Annotated in this window: 21 protein-coding genes and 1 pseudogene; 17 read left to right on the top strand and 5 right to left on the bottom strand. The window is 37.0% G+C overall.

Annotated elements, in window-relative coordinates; translation table 11 throughout:
• Nucleotides 1-5 precede the first annotated feature (5 nt).
• The 17 genes from QF004_RS09160 (at nucleotide 6) to QF004_RS09080 (ending at nucleotide 17,041) form a co-directional block, all read left to right on the top strand.
• Nucleotides 6-611 carry a DUF3347 domain-containing protein gene (locus tag QF004_RS09160; protein WP_307425331.1) on the top strand — a complete coding sequence of 202 codons (606 nt, stop codon included), beginning with the start codon at nucleotides 6-8 and terminating at the stop codon, nucleotides 609-611.
• Between the two features lie 14 nt (nucleotides 612-625).
• Complete coding sequence (locus tag QF004_RS09155) at nucleotides 626-1,909, top strand: efflux RND transporter permease subunit (RefSeq protein ID WP_260089130.1); 1,284 nt, start codon at nucleotides 626-628, stop codon at nucleotides 1,907-1,909.
• 2 nt (nucleotides 1,910-1,911) lie between these two features.
• Nucleotides 1,912-3,870 (top strand): efflux RND transporter permease subunit, encoded by a 1,959-nt coding sequence (locus tag QF004_RS09150; protein WP_260089131.1) that lies wholly within the window; start codon nucleotides 1,912-1,914, stop codon nucleotides 3,868-3,870.
• A 66-nt stretch (nucleotides 3,871-3,936) separates the two neighbouring features.
• Nucleotides 3,937-5,136, top strand: coding sequence for a TolC family protein (locus QF004_RS09145; RefSeq protein ID WP_307425328.1), 1,200 nt, complete (start codon nucleotides 3,937-3,939; stop codon nucleotides 5,134-5,136).
• A complete protein-coding gene (locus tag QF004_RS09140; RefSeq protein ID WP_307425325.1) occupies nucleotides 5,133-6,374 on the top strand; it encodes an efflux RND transporter periplasmic adaptor subunit in 1,242 nt (413 codons plus the stop codon). The genes QF004_RS09145 and QF004_RS09140 overlap by 4 nt, the downstream gene beginning before the upstream one ends.
• Before the next feature lie 11 nt (nucleotides 6,375-6,385).
• A complete protein-coding gene (locus QF004_RS09135; protein WP_307425322.1) occupies nucleotides 6,386-7,582 on the top strand; it encodes an efflux RND transporter periplasmic adaptor subunit in 1,197 nt (398 codons plus the stop codon).
• A gap of 85 nt (nucleotides 7,583-7,667) precedes the next feature.
• Nucleotides 7,668-8,225, top strand: coding sequence for an AraC family transcriptional regulator (locus QF004_RS09130; RefSeq protein ID WP_307425319.1), 558 nt, complete (start codon nucleotides 7,668-7,670; stop codon nucleotides 8,223-8,225).
• A gap of 84 nt (nucleotides 8,226-8,309) precedes the next feature.
• Nucleotides 8,310-8,561, top strand: coding sequence for a heavy-metal-associated domain-containing protein (locus QF004_RS09125; RefSeq protein ID WP_307425316.1), 252 nt, complete (start codon nucleotides 8,310-8,312; stop codon nucleotides 8,559-8,561).
• A 122-nt stretch (nucleotides 8,562-8,683) separates the two neighbouring features.
• Nucleotides 8,684-9,067: a hypothetical protein gene (locus QF004_RS09120; RefSeq protein WP_307425313.1), complete on the top strand. Its 384-nt coding sequence runs from the start codon at nucleotides 8,684-8,686 to the stop codon at nucleotides 9,065-9,067.
• Nucleotides 9,068-9,162: 95 nt separating this feature from the next.
• Nucleotides 9,163-9,633: a DUF3347 domain-containing protein gene (locus tag QF004_RS09115; protein WP_235141796.1), complete on the top strand. Its 471-nt coding sequence runs from the start codon at nucleotides 9,163-9,165 to the stop codon at nucleotides 9,631-9,633.
• Nucleotide 9,634: 1 nt separating this feature from the next.
• A complete protein-coding gene (locus tag QF004_RS09110; protein WP_235141797.1) occupies nucleotides 9,635-10,087 on the top strand; it encodes a heme-binding domain-containing protein in 453 nt (150 codons plus the stop codon).
• Nucleotides 10,088-10,104: 17 nt separating this feature from the next.
• The gene (locus QF004_RS09105; protein WP_307425309.1) at nucleotides 10,105-10,665 is read left to right on the top strand and encodes a DUF3347 domain-containing protein; all 561 of its coding nucleotides are present in this window, start codon (nucleotides 10,105-10,107) and stop codon (nucleotides 10,663-10,665) included.
• A 124-nt stretch (nucleotides 10,666-10,789) separates the two neighbouring features.
• Nucleotides 10,790-10,927, top strand: a complete 138-nt coding sequence (locus tag QF004_RS09100; protein WP_307425307.1) for a hypothetical protein — start codon at nucleotides 10,790-10,792, stop codon at nucleotides 10,925-10,927.
• 72 nt (nucleotides 10,928-10,999) lie between these two features.
• Nucleotides 11,000-13,504: a heavy metal translocating P-type ATPase gene (locus QF004_RS09095; RefSeq protein ID WP_307425304.1), complete on the top strand. Its 2,505-nt coding sequence runs from the start codon at nucleotides 11,000-11,002 to the stop codon at nucleotides 13,502-13,504.
• A 10-nt stretch (nucleotides 13,505-13,514) separates the two neighbouring features.
• Nucleotides 13,515-13,997: a DUF305 domain-containing protein gene (locus QF004_RS09090; protein ID WP_076387916.1), complete on the top strand. Its 483-nt coding sequence runs from the start codon at nucleotides 13,515-13,517 to the stop codon at nucleotides 13,995-13,997.
• Between the two features lie 82 nt (nucleotides 13,998-14,079).
• Nucleotides 14,080-16,509, top strand: a complete 2,430-nt coding sequence (locus tag QF004_RS09085; RefSeq protein ID WP_373456893.1) for a multicopper oxidase domain-containing protein — start codon at nucleotides 14,080-14,082, stop codon at nucleotides 16,507-16,509.
• A gap of 283 nt (nucleotides 16,510-16,792) precedes the next feature.
• The gene (locus QF004_RS09080; protein ID WP_147757017.1) at nucleotides 16,793-17,041 is read left to right on the top strand and encodes a (2Fe-2S) ferredoxin domain-containing protein; all 249 of its coding nucleotides are present in this window, start codon (nucleotides 16,793-16,795) and stop codon (nucleotides 17,039-17,041) included.
• A 222-nt stretch (nucleotides 17,042-17,263) separates the two neighbouring features.
• Here QF004_RS09080 and arsB read toward each other — a convergent pair whose 3' ends face one another.
• From arsB to QF004_RS09055, 5 genes and pseudogenes are all read right to left on the bottom strand, one after another.
• On the bottom strand, nucleotides 17,264-18,310 hold the full coding sequence (gene arsB, locus QF004_RS09075; protein ID WP_307425292.1) for an ACR3 family arsenite efflux transporter: 1,047 nt from the start codon (nucleotides 18,308-18,310) through the stop codon (nucleotides 17,264-17,266).
• 3 nt (nucleotides 18,311-18,313) lie between these two features.
• Nucleotides 18,314-18,946 carry a protein-tyrosine-phosphatase gene (locus tag QF004_RS09070; protein ID WP_307425290.1) on the bottom strand — a complete coding sequence of 211 codons (633 nt, stop codon included), beginning with the start codon at nucleotides 18,944-18,946 and terminating at the stop codon, nucleotides 18,314-18,316.
• 14 nt (nucleotides 18,947-18,960) lie between these two features.
• Nucleotides 18,961-19,428 carry a DUF6428 family protein gene (locus QF004_RS09065; RefSeq protein ID WP_307425287.1) on the bottom strand — a complete coding sequence of 156 codons (468 nt, stop codon included), beginning with the start codon at nucleotides 19,426-19,428 and terminating at the stop codon, nucleotides 18,961-18,963.
• A gap of 48 nt (nucleotides 19,429-19,476) precedes the next feature.
• Complete coding sequence (locus QF004_RS09060) at nucleotides 19,477-19,809, bottom strand: helix-turn-helix transcriptional regulator (RefSeq protein WP_307425284.1); 333 nt, start codon at nucleotides 19,807-19,809, stop codon at nucleotides 19,477-19,479.
• A gap of 94 nt (nucleotides 19,810-19,903) precedes the next feature.
• Nucleotides 19,904-20,275 (bottom strand): annotated as a pseudogene (locus tag QF004_RS09055) (phosphatidylserine decarboxylase); the annotation flags it as partial.
• Between the last annotated feature and the right edge of the window lie 287 nt (nucleotides 20,276-20,562).

Here is a 20,562-nt window from a genome sequence, read left to right as displayed (position 1 = left end):
AAATAATGAAAATATTAATCTTCAGTTTATTGGCAATCGGAACACTATCTATGAGTGCCTGCAAAGACAACAAAGAACAAACTGCTAACACTACCATGCAACACGATATGAAAGGTATGAAAGATGGCCAAATGATGGAGGGTACCAACATGACCGTTACCGCGGCCAAAAAATCCTCCGCCAATCTTAACGAACTTACATTAAACTATATGGAATTGACTTCAGCCCTCGCAAATGACGACGATGGGAAAGCTGCTTCTGTCGGTAAAAATATAGTACAGTCACTCGCGAAAATTGACCAAAGCAGCTTTTCAACGGAACAAAAAAAAGGGTTCGCAGATATCGTCGCTGACCTTAAAGAACATGCAGAACACATCGGAGAAAATGCTGGAAATATCGAACATCAAAGAGAACATCTGGATTTATTAAGTGCAGATTTTTATGATTTGGTTAAAGATTTCGGTACTTCAAAACCAGTTTACAAAGTCTTTTGCCCGATGTACAATGAAAGCAAAGGTGCTTTCTGGCTGAGCAATTCTGCGGAAGTGAAAAATCCTTACTATGGAAAAGACATGCTTAGCTGTGGCGAGGTTCAGGAAGAAATCAAGTAAACATATCAACCATTATGATTCAAAATTTAATAAGATTATCACTTAAAAACCGATACTTTGTATTACTTATTGCGGCCGCCCTTTTTATTTGGGGAATCTTTGCCGTACGGAGCAATCCCATTGATGCCATTCCGGATTTAAGTGAAAACCAAGTTATCGTCTTCACCGAATGGATGGGCAGAAGTCCTCAGATTATTGAGGATCAGGTAACTTTTCCGCTCGTGAGCAATCTGCAGGGAATTCCGAAAATTAAAAATATTCGGGCTTCCTCGATGTTCGGGATGAGTTTCGTCTATGTCATTTTCGAGGACGATGCCGATATTTACTGGGCAAGAACAAGGGTGATGGAACGGCTCAATTATGCACAACGCTTACTTCCACAAGATGTGACACCTACTTTGGGACCTGATGGTACCGGAGTAGGTCATGTCTACTGGTATCATTTAGATGCACCAAACATGGATCTGGGCGATCAGCGCGCATTGCAGGATTGGTATATAAAATTCGCCCTGCAAACCGTTCCTGGAGTTGCTGAAGTTGCCTCTTTTGGCGGTTTTGAAAAACAATATCAACTCGTCATCGATCCTGTGAAACTGCAGTATTACAACATTTCGTTAATAGATGTAATGAACGCAGTGAAAACCAATAATAATGATGTCGGCGGCAGAAAATTTGAGATGGCGGACATGGCGTATATCATTCGCGGTCTGGGCTACATTAAGAATATTGAAGATATCGAGAATATCGCCGTGAGCAATAATCAAGGCATTCCAGTTCGGGTGAAAGATGTGGCATCCGTGCAAATGGGTGGCGATTTGCGGACGGGTATTTTTGATGTTGACGGTAAAGGGGAAGTAGTGGGCGGAATTATCGTCGCGCGCTACGGTGAGAATGCGGACAAAGTCATTAATGATGTAAAGGAGAAAATGAAAGAGGTGGAAAAAGGTCTGCCAGAAGGTGTTACCTTAAAAACCTCCTACGATCGAAGTACTCTAATAGAAGCAGCGATAGATAATATTAAAACCAAACTAGTTGAAGAAATGATTGTGGTGGCTATTATTGTCATTGTTTTTCTTTTTCATTGGCGCAGTGCCTTGAGTATTATTATTCAAATTCCAATCACTATTGCCATTGCCTTTATTATACTCAATGCTTTCGGACTCTCCTCCAATATCATGTCGCTTACAGGAATTGCCTTAGCCATTGGAGTCATCGTAGATAATGGAATTATCATGTCGGAAAATGCCTACAAAAACCTGTCGGATTGGCAGAATCATAACCAAAACAAAAACTCCTAATAATGAAGACCGATTGGTTTAAAAATATATTCCGGAAGAAAAGCCAAAAGCCGGATAATTATAAAAAGATACCCGAAGATATTCGGATGAGTATTATTGAAAAATCGTGTAAACAGGTATCAAGAGGAGTGTTTTTCTCTACCGTGATTATTGTGGTTTCTTTTCTGCCCGTATTTATGCTTACAGGACAGGAGGGCAAATTGTTCCATCCGCTTGCTTACACCAAAACTTTCATTCTGATTGTTGATGCTTTTCTAGTCCTTACTTTGGCACCAGTGCTTATTTCTTTTTTTATGAAAGGAAAATTTAAGGATGACAATAAAAACCCAATAAATAGAGGTTTAGAACGATTTTATGAACCTCTGATCAGATGGTGTATTAAGTGGCGAAAAACCACACTCGGAATTAATCTTCTCGCCCTTTTAATCAGCATTCCGATGGTGCTGAATCTCGGTCGGGAGTTTATGCCGCCTTTGGATGAAGGTTCCATCCTTTTTATGCCCGTAACGCTGCCCGATATTTCTAATTCGGAAGCAAAAAGACTGCTCCAGGTTCAGGATAAAATTATCAAAAGCGTTCCAGAAGTGGATCATGTTTTAGGCAAAGCCGGTAGAGCCAACACAGCCACCGATAACTCGCCCATCTCCATGATTGAAACCATTATTTTATTGAAACCTCGGGATGAATGGCGGGACGGAACTACAAAAGAAAGTTTGATCGATGAATTAAATGCCAAACTTCAAATTCCTGGCGTTACAAATGGCTGGACAATGCCCATTGTAAACAGGATCAATATGCTTTCTACCGGAATCAGAACCGATGTCGGCGTGAAGGTGTACGGAGAAAATTTAGATAGCATTTATGCCTTATCTCAACAAATTAAAAATGAACTGGTCGGTATTGACGGAATTAAAGATATGTTCGTGGAACCGATTACGGGTGGTAAATACATCGATATAAAAATAAATAAAGATGAAATTGGCAGATACGGTTTAAGTGTTGATGATGTAAATACCGTCGTAGAAAGTGCTCTGGGTGGAATGAAACTGACCACAACCATTGAAGGACGGCAGCGTTTTTCGGTGAATGCACGCTACGGCCAGGATTTCCGTAATAATTTAGAATCGATCCGTCGATTGCCTTTGCAGACCATGAACTTTGGTTCCATCCCTTTAAGTTCCGTAGCAGATGTACAACTCTCCGAAGGTCCACCAATGATCAATTCTGAAAATGCCATGTTGCGCGGTGCCGTTTTATTCAATGTTCGGGACCGTGATTTAGGGAGTACTGTAGAAGAAGCCAAGAAAAGGATAGATAGTAAAATGGCGAAAATGCCAAAAGGATATTATGTGGAGTGGAGCGGCCAATACGAGAATTTGATTCGAGGCGAACAAACATTAAAAATGATAATGCCCATCGTGCTTATTGTCATTTTTCTATCTATGTATTTTGCTTTTAACTCTTATCGCGAAGCGTTTTTCAATCTCATCAGTATTCCTTTTGCCTTAATTGGAGGTGTTTTTATGATATCGATTTGGGGCGTTAATCTTTCCGTTGCAGTGGCAGTGGGGTTTATCGCACTTTTCGGACTCGCCGTAGAAACCGGAATTGTAATGGTCATTTATCTCAACGATGCCATGGTCCAATTGGTAGCGAAAAACGGTAATTCCCGCGAAACCATTACCAATGAGGAACTGCGTGAGTATGTTATTTATGGTGCAGCCAAACGGTTGAGACCCAAAATAATGACGGTTTGTGTGACGCTCTTCGGTCTGGTTCCGATTCTTTGGAGTCACGGCGTCGGCAGTGACATGATGAAACCTATTGTTTTGCCAATGGTAGGGGGCGTTTTCACGTCGGCCATTCATATTCTTTTGGTCACGCCAATCATCTTTTTGATGCAGAAAGAATGGGAATTGAATAAGCTCGGGAAAATAGATGTACTTGATGCTTCCCATTAAAATTTAATCATAATTAAAATGAAAAAAATAACACTTCTACTATTATTTGCCTTTTTTTCTGGCAAAATGAGTGCTCAGCAAATGCCTTTGTCTGAAATTTTAGACAGTATTGCGGCCAATAATCCGGTGGTAAAAATGTACGATGCAGAAATGAGATCACTCGATGCTGCTGCTAAAGGTTCCAGAAGCTGGATGCCACCGACGGTTGGTGCAGGTCTTTTTATGACACCCTATAATCCGCAGCGTTGGAGCAGGAAGGGTGATATGCTCGGAATGGGCTCTTTTGCGGTGTCTGTAGAACAAATGATTCCCAATAAAAAGAAATTGGATGCCAATGAAGATCTGATGACGGCCATGTCTTCGGTGGAGAAAGAGAAATTGTATGCGGCTTTGAACGAAAATTTTCAGGATGCAAAACAATTGTATTACGACTGGGTGGTTTTAGCGAAGAAAATAAAAGTAGTTAAGGAAAACAAGGTAATGCTCGACTTTATGATCAGGAATTCCGAAATCCGGTACAAGAATGGCCTCGGGAAAATTTCCGCTTATTACAAAGCGAAGGCAGCACTCGGCTCCGCAGATAATATGCAATTAATGTACGATAACGATATCCGCGTAAAGAGAATCCGTCTTAATGCTTTGATGGGAAGAAATCCTATGGAACCTTTAGAAGTAAAGTCCGATTTTAATTTAAATGAGTATGCGCTGGAACTTTTCGACGCCCAAAATTTTTATCAGAACAGAAGTGACCTGCGTGGGATTGACCGGGAAATTAATATTGCCCAGCTGAAACAGGATTTGGAAAGACAGAATCTGCGGCCGGAATTCGGTGTAAAATTCGAAAATATGGCGGGCTTCGGCGGACAGCCAATGCAGTTTTCATTAATGGTAATGGCGAAAATACCCCTGGTTCCATGGGCTTCTAAAATGTACGATGGCAATATCGAAAGCTTACAGATCAAGGAAGAAGCGTTGCTTGCAAAGAAAAAGTTGATGGTCAACGAGTATAGCGGCAGAGCCTATGGAATGCGTAACGAGCTGGAGCTGAATAAAAAACAGATTCAACTGTATGAAAATACCATTATTCCCGCCTTGAAGAACAATTATAAAATAATGCAGTTAGGCTACGAGCAAAATACGGAGGATCTTTTCACGCTTTATGATGCGTGGGAGAAACTCAATATGACGCAGTTGGAATATCTCGATATTCTTACCAAAGCCGTACAATCTCAAACTGAACTGGACCGATTACTTGAAAAAAGATGAAAAAATTAATACTGTTCACATTCCTGCTTTTAACTTTGTCAGCATGTGAAAAAATAAAATTTTGGGAAGACACCCAAGCGGATGCGCTACATACGTATACCTGTCCGATGCATCCGGAAATTATCTCAGACAAACCCGGCAAATGCCCAAAATGTGGGATGGATTTGGTATTGAAAGATGCACTGGCTCAAAAAGAAGAAGGCATCAAATTAGATGATTTGCTGCAACCCACCAACAATTTCGTGGTCTCGCAGTTGCCTGTCGTGCGTTTAAAAAAAGAAAATATTCCCACCACGGTAGACGCTTTAGGAATTGTGGATTACGACACGCGCCAGATTGGGACTATTTCTTCGCGGGTTTCCGGACGAATCGAGAAACTATATGTGCGCTACAAATACCAGAAAGTTTCCAAAGGACAGCGCATTCTCGATATATACAGCCCGGAATTGCTCACCGCGCAGCAGAATCATTTATTTATTTTAAAAAATGACCGGTCAAACGTAATGCTGCTCATTGCTTCCCGACAAAAATTACTGCTTCTGGGAATGCCTGCGTCGCAGATTCAAAGCATCAGCAGAAAAGGCAGACCCGATCTAAGTGTTCCAGTTTTCAGTAATTACAGCGGATATATTCAGGGAGCCGGAAATATGGCGGCAAGCGCCTCTCCTTCACCGGAAAGTGCCATGCCGGGTGGAAGTGCAGTTACTGCAGAATTACCTCTGAAAGAAGGAATGTATCTTGAAAAAGGGCAAAACATTTTCACGGTTTATAATCCGAATAAAAGTTGGGCAGTTCTCAATATTTTTGCAGAAGATATCGCATTGGTCAGTAAAGGACAGTCGGTTGCGGTGATTCCCCAAAGTGATCCTTCCCGGCGCTTCAATGGAACTATTGATTTTATTGAACCCTTTTTCCGTCCGGACAGCAAAACGGTTACGGCAAGAGTTTATTTCGACAACAGCATCGGGAAAATTCCAATTGGAAGCCAGGTAAGAGCGGAGATTTCCAGTCATTCTAAAGTAGCCGACTGGCTGCCAAAAACTGCCGTGGTTTCTTTAGGTATGGATAAAATTGTCTTCAAAAAAGTTGCGGGAGGTTTCATTGCACACAAAGTAGGGATCGGGCCCATCATTAAAGATAAAATTGAAATTGTAAGTGGTTTGGAACCTGAAGACGAGGTGGCAGAAAACGCTCAATATCTCATGGACAGTGAAAGTCTGATTAAAGTAAATAAGTAAATAAAGAAAAAATGAAATTTAATATTCTCATAATGGTACTGTTGGTTTTTCTTTTTTCCTGTAAAAAGGAAGAAGATCCGCACGCCAAGCACGATATATATTACACCTGTTCTATGCATCCCCAAATTGTGGGAGATAAACCGGGAAAATGCCCAATTTGCCATATGGATTTAGTTCCAGTTGAAAAGAAAAAAAATGCCGATCCCAATGAGCTTGTCCTGAACGATGAGCAGATAAAACTGGGAAATATAAAAACCGTCAGTCTCGGAAATGATGAATTGTCCGACAAACTTACGCTGACAGGCACACTCAATTTCAATCAGTATAAAATGCATTCAGTGAGTTCGCGGGTGATGGGCAGAGTTGAAAAACTTTATTATAGAAATATTGGCGAATATGTGCCGCAAGGTTCACCGCTTATTGAGATTTATAGTGAAGAACTGAATAATGCTAAACAGGAATATTTGCTCGCGTTGGAAAGACGAAATCTCTTTACAGGAAATACTTCTATCGATTTTAACCAGTTGCTTCAGAGTTCCCGCAATAAACTTTCGCTGTGGGGCATGTCTGAAGGTCAGGTCCGGCAGCTGGAGCGGAGCCGAAAAGTATCATTGACAACTACGGTATTGAGCACCGGAGCGGGATATATTACGAATCTAAATATTTCGGAAGGTGCGTATCTTTCCGAAGGCGGAACTATTTTGACTCTTGCCGATCTTTCGACGCTTTGGGCAGAAGCTCAGGTTTATTCTTCGCAGATGGCACTCATCCACCGAGACAGTAAAGTGACTGTGTCGCTGCCTGATCTTGATAATTTGAAAATCGAGGGTAAAATCGACTTTACAAATCCTGAAATCAATTCCGCCAGCCGAATCAATCTGGTACGGGTTTCCATTCCCAATAAAGATCATTTGCTCAAACCCGGTATGCCTGTCTATGTTTTGTTGGAAAACCCCTCAACTAATTCATTGACCTTACCGATTGATGCGGTGATCCGCGATGGTAAAATGGCGACCGTCTGGGTAAAAACCGCAAAAAACACCTTCGTCAACAAAATGGTGAAAACAGGTCTGGAAACCGATGACCGCATAGAAATTATTTCTGGAATTAAGGAGGGTGACGATATCGTAATTTCAGGAACTTATCTGCTCAATAGCGAATACATTTTCAAAAAAGGTGCAAATCCAATGGCGGGTCATGATATGTAAGATTTTCATCAAGTTCATACATTCATTATCAACGTGGATGCAGATTATAAAAACTATTAAAATAAATAACCATTAAAACACCAATATGAAAACAACTTTATATATAAAAAATATGGTGTGCGATCGCTGTAAGTCGGCGGTGATGCGAGAACTGAATACTTTAGGCTATCATATCGATTCCTTAGAATTAGGACAAGTTGTACTGGATCACGATATGCCAGTTGAGATTTCTAAACTGGAAAAGATTCTCCAAGAACTCGGTTTTGAATTGTTAATCGAGGAAACGGATGTATTGGTTGAAGAAATAAAAATTGCGATCATTAATAAAATTGAAAATCAAGATTATTCAAATTTACCGGCTTTTCTAACCGCTACTTTTAACAAATCCTATTCGGTTTTGAGTAAATTATTTAGTTTAAAGGAAGGTATAACCATCGAAAAATACAGGATTAATCTGAAGATGGAAAAAGTGAAAGAATTGATACAATTTGGGGAACTGAATTTTTCCGAAATAGCCTATAGTTTAGATTATAACAACAGTGGTCATTTAGCAAAACAGTTTAAGCATGAGACAGGTATGTCTATGACGGAATTCAAAAATCTGCGAAAATGGGAAAGAAAATCCATAGACGATATTGTGTAAGTAATAAACCGAATTGTAACAATAAGTTATATTTTCAGTCATTAATTTTGTAATGTAAAAATAAGTCGTACAAAATTTTAAATTATGAATCAAATTGTTTTAATTAAAGGGATGACTTGCGGTGGTTGTGTAAAGTCTGTTGAAAAAGCACTTTCAACTATAGAAGGTGTACAGGAAGTTTCTGTAACTTTAAACCCACCTCAGGCAGATTTGCAAGCCGCCCAAACAGTTACCGATCAACAAATAAATAAAGCATTGTCTGACGCGGGAGACTATCGCGTTGCTAGTACGGAAGACAATGAACCGAAAAAATCTGCAGGTTCATGCTGTGGCTAAATACGATTTAAAATTAAAAGATAATTATAACAGCTTGATTATTACGGTAAAAATGAGAATTATATTCACTACATTCTAAAATTTAATAAAAAATAATTTTATTAAATTATTTGTAAATTATTATGAAAAAGTATTTAGCAATTATGTTCACCGTTTTCTATTTTGGATTTTCATCCGGAATGGTTTATAACATGCATTATTGCTTGGATCAAACTTTTGTTTCTTCCGCTTCTTCAACTTCTTCCACTTTAACTTGTGCCCTTTGTGGTACCAAAAAAAAGAAAGGTTGTTGTAAAAGTGAAATTAAGATTTTAAAAACAGATGTTCCTCAGAAAGCAGATATTTCATTTATAAATGATGCGCCTGCTGTAGCAATTATTCCGCAAATATTCTATGCAGATTTCTTAACACCGGTAGAAAGTAATCAATTTTCTGTTCCGCTAAATGCACCACCGGACAGGACAGAATTACCCTTATTTATTTCTTATTGTAATTTTAGAACTTAGAATAAATCCGTCATTTTTCACCTGAAAAATCGTTATTAATTGTAGCCATTTTTTTTGGAATCTTCTTTATAAAAAACAATCAAAAATTTATTACAATGAAAAAATTAATTTTCACAGCATTATTCTCAGTATTTTCAACTTTTAATTTATCAGCGCAAATTTCTGACGCATCAATTTCTAAACTTTACCAAAATTATATCATCATCAAAGATGCTTTGGTAACAGACAATTCAGATGGAGCCTCCAAAGCAGCAAACGACTTTATAAAATCTGCATCTATGGTAGATTACAAAGTTATGTCGGAAGGGAATCTAGACGTTCTCCGAAAAGATGCTTCTACCATTGCTGAAAGTAGAAGCATAGAAACTCAACGGGAATCGTTTGCAAAATTATCTGAAAATATGGTTGCAGTGGCGAAGAACTTCAAACTTTCAAACGATTCAGTTTTCGTACTTTATTGTCCAATGGCAGATGCGACTTGGTTAAGTGCAGAAAAAACGATAAAAAATCCCTTTTACGGCAAATCGATGTTGACTTGTGGAAGCGTGAAAAAGGAATTAAAATAAAATGAAAATTTTCAAGATCATAGCAGTGGTTTTATTAATCGCATTTGTTGGTATACAATTTCTTCCAAAACAAATTAATCAAAGCCAAACCACTTCAAAAGCAGACTTTTTGGTTGTCAATAAGGTTCCGGCAAATATTAAAAATAAGTTGCAGACCTCCTGCTATGATTGTCACAGTAATAATTCCCGTTATCCATGGTACAACAAAATCCAGCCCGCCGCAATGTTTTTAGCAAATCATGTGAAAGATGGAAAAAAAGAACTGAATTTCAGTGAGTGGGATTCTTTATCTGTAAGACAGAAAAAAAGCAAATTGAAAGCAATAGTTAATCAGATAAGAGATGATGAAATGCCTTTGAATTCTTACACCATTATTCACAGAGATGCAAAGTTTACAAAAGCTGAAAAGCAGGAAATGATAGAATGGATGGCACAAAAAAGAGACAGTTTATAAAATTTTAAAAAAATAAAATGAAAAATTTAAAAGTAAGTATAGCAACAGTAATGTTATTCGCTATTTCTTTTGCAAACGCGCAACAGAAAAGTAAAATGGATCACGGTAAAATGGGTATGAAAATGAGCAACGGTAAAATAATGTCTATGAAAAGCGATGCAAAAGCAGAGGCTATTTTGGGCGATTATTTTAATTTGAAAGATGCTTTGGTAGGAGACGACAGCAAGAAAGCAGGCACTGCAGGCGCTAAACTCGCCGTTTCATTAAAGTCTTTTAGCGCTTCAAAATATTCTGCAGCGGATAAAAAAGAGTTGGCAGATATTATAGATGATGCTACAGAGCACGCTGAACATATTTCAAAAAGCCCAATCGATCATCAACGTGATCACTTTAAAACATTAAGCAAAGACATTTCAGATCTGGTTGCAATTACTGGAACTAAAATGAAATTATACGAACAGTTTTGCCCAATGTATCAAAAAGGAAGCACTTTGTTGAGTAAAAGCAATGAGGTTAGAAACCCATTTTATGGCAGCAAAATGCTGACATGTGGTAAAGTTCAGAGAACGATTCAGTAAAATATTGCGATATTGAAAAATACCTAATAATTAAAATTTAAGTCCTGACGAGAGAAAAGGTTAGAATATGTAATGAATTATTACATTACCCTTTTCTCTTTGTTAGGCACAAAAAAGGATTATTATGAAGGATTGCTGCAAAACAGGAAATGAAAATAATCAGAAAAAAACTGGTTTTAAAAAATGGTGGAACTACGGACTGTATATATTCATCGGCGCAATTATTATTGGAGTAATTGTACTGCAACTATTTGGGAAGTAGGATCCCAAACAAATCGGTATTTGATAAAATTGATCAAATTCGGTAAATTAAAAATTTAAGTAAAGTAAAATTATGAAACACACCTATCATATTCACGGGATGACCTGTGACGGTTGCCGGAAACACGTAGAAGAAACACTTTCAAAAATTGAAGGCGTTTCAAAAGTAACGGTTGATCTCTTGAAAGAGGAAGCAGTTATTGAAACAGATGGTCATTTGCACATTGAAAAATATCAGGAAGCCTTGAAAAAAGATGGTGGAACATACAGTATTCATAATATAGGTGATCTGCCAAAAGCAGAGGCAGAAACCAAGAAAAAAGAAATTAAAAAAGTAAAAGGTAACGGTACTTTTTACTGCCCAATGCATTGTGAAGGTGAAAAAACGTACGACAAAGCAGGCGATTGTCCCGTCTGCGGAATGGATCTGGTAGAAGAACAAAAATTAAGCAACTCGAATTCGGAACAATGGACTTGTCCAATGCACCCCGAAATAATCAGAGATAAACCTGGCGCCTGTCCTATTTGTGGGATGGATCTGGTGCCGATGGAACCTGATATTTCAGCGGAAGAAAAAACCTATAAAAAATTACTAAAGAAATTATGGATTGCCGTAATTTTTAGTTTACCCATTGTTTTAATAGCAATGAGTGAAATGATTCCAAACAATCCATTATATAATTTGATGGAACAAAAATACTGGAACTGGGTTCAGTTCGTTCTATCGATTCCGGTTGTGTTTTATGCGACCTGGATGTTTTTTGAACGTGCCTATAAAAGTATTAAAACATGGAATCTCAATATGTTTACGTTGATAGGAATTGGTGCGGGAGCCGCTTTCCTTTTCAGTGTTTTCGGAATGTTTTTTCCGGATATTTTTCCAAAACAATTTAAATCGCACACCGGAGCAGTTCATGTATATTTTGAGGCTGCCACGGTAATTTTGACTTTAGTGCTACTGGGACAGGTATTGGAAGCCAGAGCACACAGCAAAACAAATTCTGCAGTTAAAGAATTATTAAAACTCGCGCCAAACCGAGCCATCAGAGTTAAAGACGGCATTGAAGAAGAAGTGACTATTGAACAAATCGTCATAGGTGACATTCTGCGTGTAAAACCTGGCGAAAAAATTCCAGTAGATGGTGCAATTACAGAAGGCGAAACCTCTGTAGATGAATCAATGATTACGGGAGAACCGATTCCTGTAACCAAAACAATAGACGATAAAGTAAGCAGTGGAACCATCAACGGTAACCAATCGTTTTTAATGAAAGCGGAGAAAGTGGGTTCAGATACTTTGCTCTCTCAAATTGTGGAAATGGTCAATAACGCCAGTCGCAGTCGGGCACCAATTCAGAAATTAGCCGATACGGTGTCGGGTTATTTTGTGCCAATTGTTGTACTTATTTCTGTTATTACATTCATCGTGTGGGCAGTCTTTGGACCACAACCGGTTTATGTTTATGCTTTTGTAAATGCAATTGCTGTTCTTATTATTGCTTGCCCATGTGCTTTAGGATTAGCAACACCAATGTCTGTAATGGTCGGTGTTGGTAAAGGTGCTCAAAATGGGGTACTTATAAAAAACGCCGAAGCCTTGGAAAAAATGGATAAGGTCGATACTTTAATCATCGATAAAACAGGAACTATTACGGAGGGAAAACCAACCGTTGAAAAAATTGGAGTTTTCGGAGATCGGCTTACAGAAAAAGAAGTTCTACAGTTCATTGTTTCTTTAAATAAAATGAGCGAACATCCATTAGCAGAGGCTACCGTAAAATATGGGAAAGAACAAAATATAGAAATTGTAAATGCTGAAAATTTCAATGCAGTCACAGGAAAAGGTGTTGAGGGAAAGGTCAACGGAAAAAAAATTGATCTGGGTAATGCCAAAATGATGGAATATGCCAAAGCTGAAATCACCTCTTTGATGGAAACCGAAGTGCAAAATTTTCAAAAACAAGGAAAAACTGTTTCTTTCTTATCTGTAGAGGGAAAAGTTTCGGGATATGTGGTTATTAGTGACAAAATAAAACCGACCAGTGCAAAAGCAATTAAAGCATTACAGGAAAAAGGTATTGATGTTATCATGCTTACAGGAGACAATCACGATACTGCACAGGCGGTTGCCAAAGAACTCAATCTTGTTCATTTTAAAGCTGGAATGCTACCCGAAAATAAACTGCAGGAAGTAGAAAAACTTCAGAAAAGTGGAAAGATCGTAGCAATGGCTGGAGATGGAATTAACGATGCACCTGCGTTGGCAAAAAGTGATGTCGGAATCGCGATGGGAACCGGAACTGATGTTGCGATTGAAAGCGCAATGATCACTTTGGTACAGGGTGACTTGCACGGAATTGTAAAAGCAAGAAACCTAAGCGATGCTGTTATGAAGAATATCAAGCAAAACTTATTTTTCGCTTTAGCTTATAATATTTTAGGAATTCCAATTGCAGCAGGCGTTTTGTTTCCTGTTTTTGGAATCCTTTTATCACCGATGATTGCAGCCTTGGCTATGAGTTTTAGTTCCGTGTCTGTGATCGGTAATTCATTACGTTTAAAAAATATTAACATTTAAAAATAAATTGATGGAAAATTCAATGGATCACTCAAAAAGTAACGTTTACAGCAAATTTGTTTTAATGCTTGTGGCCTCATTTGTAGCGATGTACATAACCATGTATCTCAATACCTATGAACTAGATCACGTTTATTTCAGCATGACCAGATTTTATATGGTATGTCTTGGAATCTCCACGATGGCTTTGATCATGTTTTTCTTTATGCGCAAAATGTATCAAAATAAGCAGAAAAACCTGGGAATAATAGTGGGAAGTATAGGATTGTTTTTCGTTGCACTCGGTTTGGTTCGTACGCAAAGTCCCATTGTTGGCGATGTTCTTTGGATGAAAGGAATGATTCCTCACCATTCCATCGCCATTTTAACAAGTGAAAGAGCCGACATTAAAGACCCCGAAGTAAAAAAATTAGCTGAAAGTATCATTTCTGCGCAAAGAAAAGAAATAGAAGAAATGAAAACAATGATAAAAAGATTAGAAAATGAAAAATAAAATACCCAACTTTTTAAAATTTTTCGCACTGCTGTTTATTGCGGTTTCGGCCCAGGGATTTTCTCAGGACCACAACATGCACATGGAGAAAAAAGAGACTGCAAAAGAAGATGGCAGTGGTAAAATTTCTTTTGGTGGAAAAACAGTGCGCTACGATTTATATGTAAAAGATACGCTCGTAAATTTCACCGGTAAACCAGCGAGAGCAATTGCCATCAATGGAAAGTTAATGGCGCCAACTTTATATTTTACAGAAGGTGATACCGCAGAGATTTACCTGCACAATCAGTTGAAAGAAAATACAGGTCTTCATTGGCACGGTGTGATTCTACCCAATGAAATGGATGGGGTTCCTTATTTAACTACGAAAGAAGTTAAGCCCGGCGAAACGCATCTTTACAAATTCCGTATTTCTCAAAATGGTACTTATTGGTATCATTCTCATGAGGGAACTCAGGAACAGATCGGGATGAATGGGATTTTGGTTTTTAATAAAAGAGATAGTCAGCCAAGTAAAAAGTTTGCAGCAGATATTCCCGTTCTTTTAGGTGAATGGACAGATGAAAATCCGAAACAGATCATGCGAAGATTGCACATGGATCGGGGAGATTATTGGGCCATAAAAAAAGGAACCGTTCAAAGTTATTCCGAAGCCATTGGAAAAGGACATTTCGGAACCAAACTTTTGAATGAATGGAAGCGAATGGAAGCCATGGATGTAAGTGACGTTTATTACAATAATTTCCTTATTAATGGTGAGATTTCTTCAAATTACAAAGATCTAAAAGCCGGAGATAAAGTCAGGCTTCGAGTAGCAAATGGTGCATCTTCCTCTTATTTTTGGCTAAATTATGGTGGTGGAAAAATTACCGTTATTGGAACTGATGGTAATGAGGTAGAACCGGTAGAAGTAGACCGTCTCATTGTTGGCGTTTCCGAATCTTATGATATAGAAGTTACTGTTCCCGAAAATAAAAGTTTTGAATTTCGTGCAACTTCGGAAGACCGACAAGGTCATGCCTCACTTTATTTGGGAGACGGCGAAAAAGTAGACGCACCAAACTTACCGAAACTGATGCTGTTTGAAGGTATGAAAATGATGAACGACATGATGTTGATGAGTGGAGACATGAAACCGATGAGCATGACGATGGGTAATCAGATGATGGATTTGAACGAAGTAATGTATCCGGAATTGTCAGAAAGCCAGCGCATGAAAACCATGCAGCACATGATGGAAATGATGGGGACGAAATCGGAAATGAAGATGGAAGATGGCAAGATGGAAATGGATCACAGCAAAATGGATATGAAATCTGACATGAAAATGAAGGATGGTAAAATGGAAATGGATCACAACAAAATGGACATGAAATCGGACATGAAAATGGATGATGGCAAAATGGAAATGGATCACAGCAAAATGGAGATGAAATTCGACATGAAAATGGATGATGGTAAAATGGAAATGGATCACAGCAAGATGGCCATGGAATCTTCAGAAGAAAAAACTATCAAAAGGCTCAATTATAACATGTTGAAATCTCCTTTTAAAACTATTTTACCTACTGATAATGTAAAGGAATTGAAATTCACTTTGGAAGGTAATATGCGTAACTATCTGTGGACTTTAGATAATAAAACGGTCGCTGAAAGTGATAAAATTTTAATTAAAAAAGGTCAGGTCGTGAGAATTACCATGTACAATAATTCCATGATGCGACATCCAATGCATCTTCACGGTCATGATTTCCGCGTAGTGAACGCTAAAGGGGAATATGCACCTTTAAAAAATGTAATTGACATTGCACCGATGGAAACTGTGACGATAGAATTTGCCGCAAATCAGGACGGAGACTGGTTTTTCCACTGTCATATTTTATATCACATGATGAGTGGAATGGGAAGAGTTTTCAATTATGAAAATTCAGCACCCAATCCACAATTACCGGATAAAGAAGCTTCATACCAAAAGTTCCTAAGCAAAAACCGAATGATCAATACCACAGCAATGTTGGATGTAGCATCTAATAAATTTCATTTTGAAAACATGACGATGTTAGGAGCAAGATGGTTGAATGTGAATGAATTACACAGTAATTATGATTTTACACATTACGAAGGAAGTGTAAAAGTGGGTCGGTTTTTAGGAAAATACCAATGGGCGATGCCTTATGTCGGTTTTAGAAGTAACAAAAATCATGATATGGCAAAAACCTGGTTCGGGCAAAATGTAATGCCGCAGAATCAAAATGTAGCCATTGCCGGAGTTCGCTACCTTCTTCCATTCTTGGTGATGGCCGATGCAAACATAGACCATAATGGAAAAGTACGTTTGGAATTAGGCCGAGAAGGAATTCCAATTTCACCCAGAATTCGTGGAAATTTTGCCGTTAATTCAGACAAAGAATTTGATTTTGGCTTAAAATATATCCTTCAAAAATGGGTTTCAGTTTCCACAAATTACGACAGTGAATATGGATTTGGAGCGGGTTTAACCTTCATGTATTAGATAAAAAATATCCAATAAAATTTTTAAATCCGTCTCCTTTTTAAAGTGGGACGGATTTTATTTTTAATGTTTTTGTATTACTTAAACAATTATAAAAATATAAAGCCTTGCGGTGAAGTAAAAATTGGGTGCAAAATTGTTATTAAGACGCTATGAAAACTTTTGAGGGCATTAATTATGTTATAATATGAACTTAAAAAAAATTGCAAACAGAGCGCTTATACATTACAACCGACAAATTAATCTAAATGACTAAAAATCAATTACAATAAACAATAACACTATGGAAGATTCTAACAACAGCAAGCCCATTATTTATTGGTGTAATGGCGTAAATTGTAGGAAGAAAAAGGGGAAACTTTTAGATTTCTATGTAAAGAAATATAATCTGAAAAATATAATCGAAATTGAAAAAATGGATTGTAATAATAGATGCCAACAAGCTCCCGTTCTTCATCTTCATCCCGAAGATATATGGTTTTCGGAGAAAGATTTGGGAACAATCATCAAAAGGAATATTTTAAATAAATAAAATTTTCATATTTTTTTTTTCAAGAGACTTAACATATCGTAAGAAGATTTTAGTTCCTGAAGGTGATGATCAATTGTCATCTGTGAATGGTAATGCTTTGAGATTGCTGTTATTGTGCAATTAATTCATTATAAATTGGCCTTTTATAGCGGTTTATTCTTTTTCTGAAATAGAAAATTTATCTACTAATGATTTTGATACAATTCTCTAAACCCTGCAGACCTAAATATTATTTTTTATGAAATATTTTTGCCGTAACCAAAAGGAAACCCGAACCAATAAAATCAGTGCTGGAACTTCGACTAAAGGACCAATCACTCCTGCAAACGCTTGCCCAGAATTCAATCCGAAAACTGCAATCGCTACTGCAATCGCAAACTCAAAATTATTCCCTGCTGCTGTAAATGCTACCGCTGTCGTTTTATCATATTCTGCTCCTGATGCTTTGGTAACGAAAAATCCAATGATAAACATTACCGTAAAGTAAATAAGCAAAGGAACTGCTATAATCACAACGTCCATTGGTATTTTCACAATCAATTCTCCTTTTAGCGAGAACATTACTACAATGGTAAATAAAAGCGCAATTAAAGTTATGGGCGAAATTGTCGGAATGAATTTGTTGGTATACCATTCTTCGCCTTTTATTTTTACTAAAATAAGTCTGCTTAAAATTCCCACTACAAACGGAATACCTAAATAAATGGCGACACTTTCTGCAATAGTTCCGATTGAAATATCCACAATTGCACCATCAAAACCGAAATACGGAGGTAGAACTGTGATAAAAATCCAGGCATAAAAACTATAGGCAAAAACTTGAAAAATAGTATTTAAAGCGACTAAACCTGCTCCATATTCGCTACTTCCTTCTGCAAGGTCGTTCCAAACCAAGACCATTGCTATGCAACGAGCCAAACCAATTAAAATAAGACCAACCATATATTCGGGATAATCTCGCAAAAATGTAATTGCTAAAACAAACATTAAAACGGGACCAATTATCCAATTAAGAATGAGCGAAATAGAAAGGATTTTTGTGTTTCTGAAAACCTTTGGCAATAATGAATAATTGACTTTTGCCAATGGTGGATACATCATCAAAATCAAACCGATTGCAATCGGAATATTTGTAGTTCCGCTACTAAATGAATTGATGATGTTTGGAAATGTTGGAATAAAATACCCAAGTCCAACTCCTATTGCCATTGCGACAAATATCCAAAGCGTTAGATTTCTATTTAGAAAACTTAATTTTTTTGAAGCCATTTTTTATGAATTTATTTGAGAGAAAACGTAAAACATTTCAGTTGCTATTTGCAGACTTCTTTCATTGTACTTTTCTGCTTGTTGTGGTGTATCGTCAAATACTTTTGGGTCTTCAAAAGTGATAGGAATTCGTTTTTCTGCGCCAAACACAATTGGGCAGGCTTCATTTGCAGAATCACAAGTAAGAACTGCACAAAAACCAGATTTTGGGTTAAAATCATCATTCAATTTCTTTGAAAATCCAATTATTGGATGCTCGTTATCTGCATATTTAATGGAATAAACAGGATTATCATTTTTAGAAATTGTGTTTATCTGAAAACCTGAATTTTGCAAAGTTTCTGCAACCATTGGAAAAAGTGCGGTTGCTTCTGTTCCGCCCGAATAACAAAATACGTTTCTGATATTGAAGTAGTTTGCCATTGTTTGCGCCCAAACTTGTGATAAATGACTTCTTCGTGAATTGTGAGTGCAGATAAAGTTGATACGGATTTCTTGATTTTTTGAAACCTCTGCCTGAATAAAATCAGTTAGCGGTTGTAAAACTGCTTTACGTTCGCTTGAAATGGTATGAGGTTTTAATTCTTTGATTAAATTTTGTATTTCTAAAAATAGAGTTCGCTTTGTTGTCTTCATTTTTTTGATTTTTTTTAGCAACAACCACTTCCGGGTGCACAAGAAGTTGCAGTTTGAATTTCAGATAAAATCTTTTTAGGTTTTTCAGCGTGAATGCCACATTGGTCTTTAGCCAAACAATCAGTTTGTTTAGATGTCAATAAGAAATGTTGCCCGTCAAAATCAAGTCCGAATTTTCCAATTGTATCCGCTTGGTATTCTACTTCGATTTCTAAATCTGCTATTTTTAAAACTTTTTCCGAAAGTTCAATGATGTTCAACAATTTTTCTGGATGCAATCTGTGGTCGTAATCATTTGCATTCCATAGTTGGAAATTTACGACTTCTTCTTTTCTTTCAGTTCCACCACAATCGATAAAATGTTTTGTGATTTTACCGACTTCTGTAACGTGAAAGTGATTTGGTACTAATTCTCCGTTTGGTAATTGAAAACCTATACGTTCGAGTTCTTTTAATACTGATTTTACTTGTGATAATTTCATAACTTTATTTGTTTATTGCGATTATACGATTAATTCGTTCAAATTTTTTTAACAGCAATCTTGGTTTTCGGTTAAGTCTTGGTTTAGAAATTCAGTGATTACAGTTTTCATTGCTAACCAATTTTCATTATTAATACAGTAGCAAACACTTGTTCCTTCCACGGTTCCTTTGATCAAACCTAAAATTTTTAGTTCTTTTAAATGTTGCGAAATTGTTGGTTGGGCCAATCCAATTTCGTTTACCAGATCTCCGCAAATGCAAGAATTAATTTTAAACAAATGTTGTAAAATCGCTACTCTTGCAGGATGTCCGAATACTTTCGCAAATAATGCAATTTTATTTTGCTCTTCCGTAAATTTTTCTGTTTTTGAACTTCCCATTATGTTTTGTTTATTGCAATATTACGATTAATATCAATAGTCTGAAAACTAAAATTAGAGGTATATTTTTTATACTTCAAATAAATGTAGTTTTTTAAAATTTTTCTCCAATACTTTCACCCATTTTTATGGTCGTTTCAAGACCTTTCGAGGTATTAACTAATAAATCATGATCAATTTTAATTTTGTTTTTCTCAAATAACAGGACAACTGTCGAACCTCCAAATTTAAAATAACCTTTTTCTTCCCCTTTTTTTACATTCGTACCTTGATAAGTTTGAATCATACTTCCAACCATTGTTGCCCCAACTTCGATCATGACAACATTGCCGAAAACCGGATTTTTTATAACGCAGTACTCGCGCTTATTCAGCCAGAAGATTTCTGCTTTTTCACGCAGAGCCAAAGGACTTACCGAGTAGTAATTACCGTCAATTTTAATATTTGAACTTGCCGTGATTCCACTTACCGGAAAATGTGTTGGTCAGAATCCGAATGCGATTTCTCACTATCATAATGATTTTTCACAAAACCTAAAAATGAAAGAGAGTGTTCTGTCTTATTCGTACTATGCTTTACAAAATGCTGTATCAAGTTTGGAAATTTCAACATTTCACCCAATTCTGTATTGGCACACACAAAAATAAGTAGAAATGATATCGAAATTATTTTCTTCAAGATTGTAAAAGAACAGATTTAATTATAGAAGATGAAATAATATCAGGTAATTTTTTAGAATTTATTGAAAGATTT

The organism is Chryseobacterium sp. MDT2-18 (assembly GCF_030815285.1).
Classification (GTDB): domain Bacteria; phylum Bacteroidota; class Bacteroidia; order Flavobacteriales; family Weeksellaceae; genus Kaistella; species Kaistella salivictor.
This window is presented reverse-complemented; position numbering and strand designations above follow the sequence as displayed.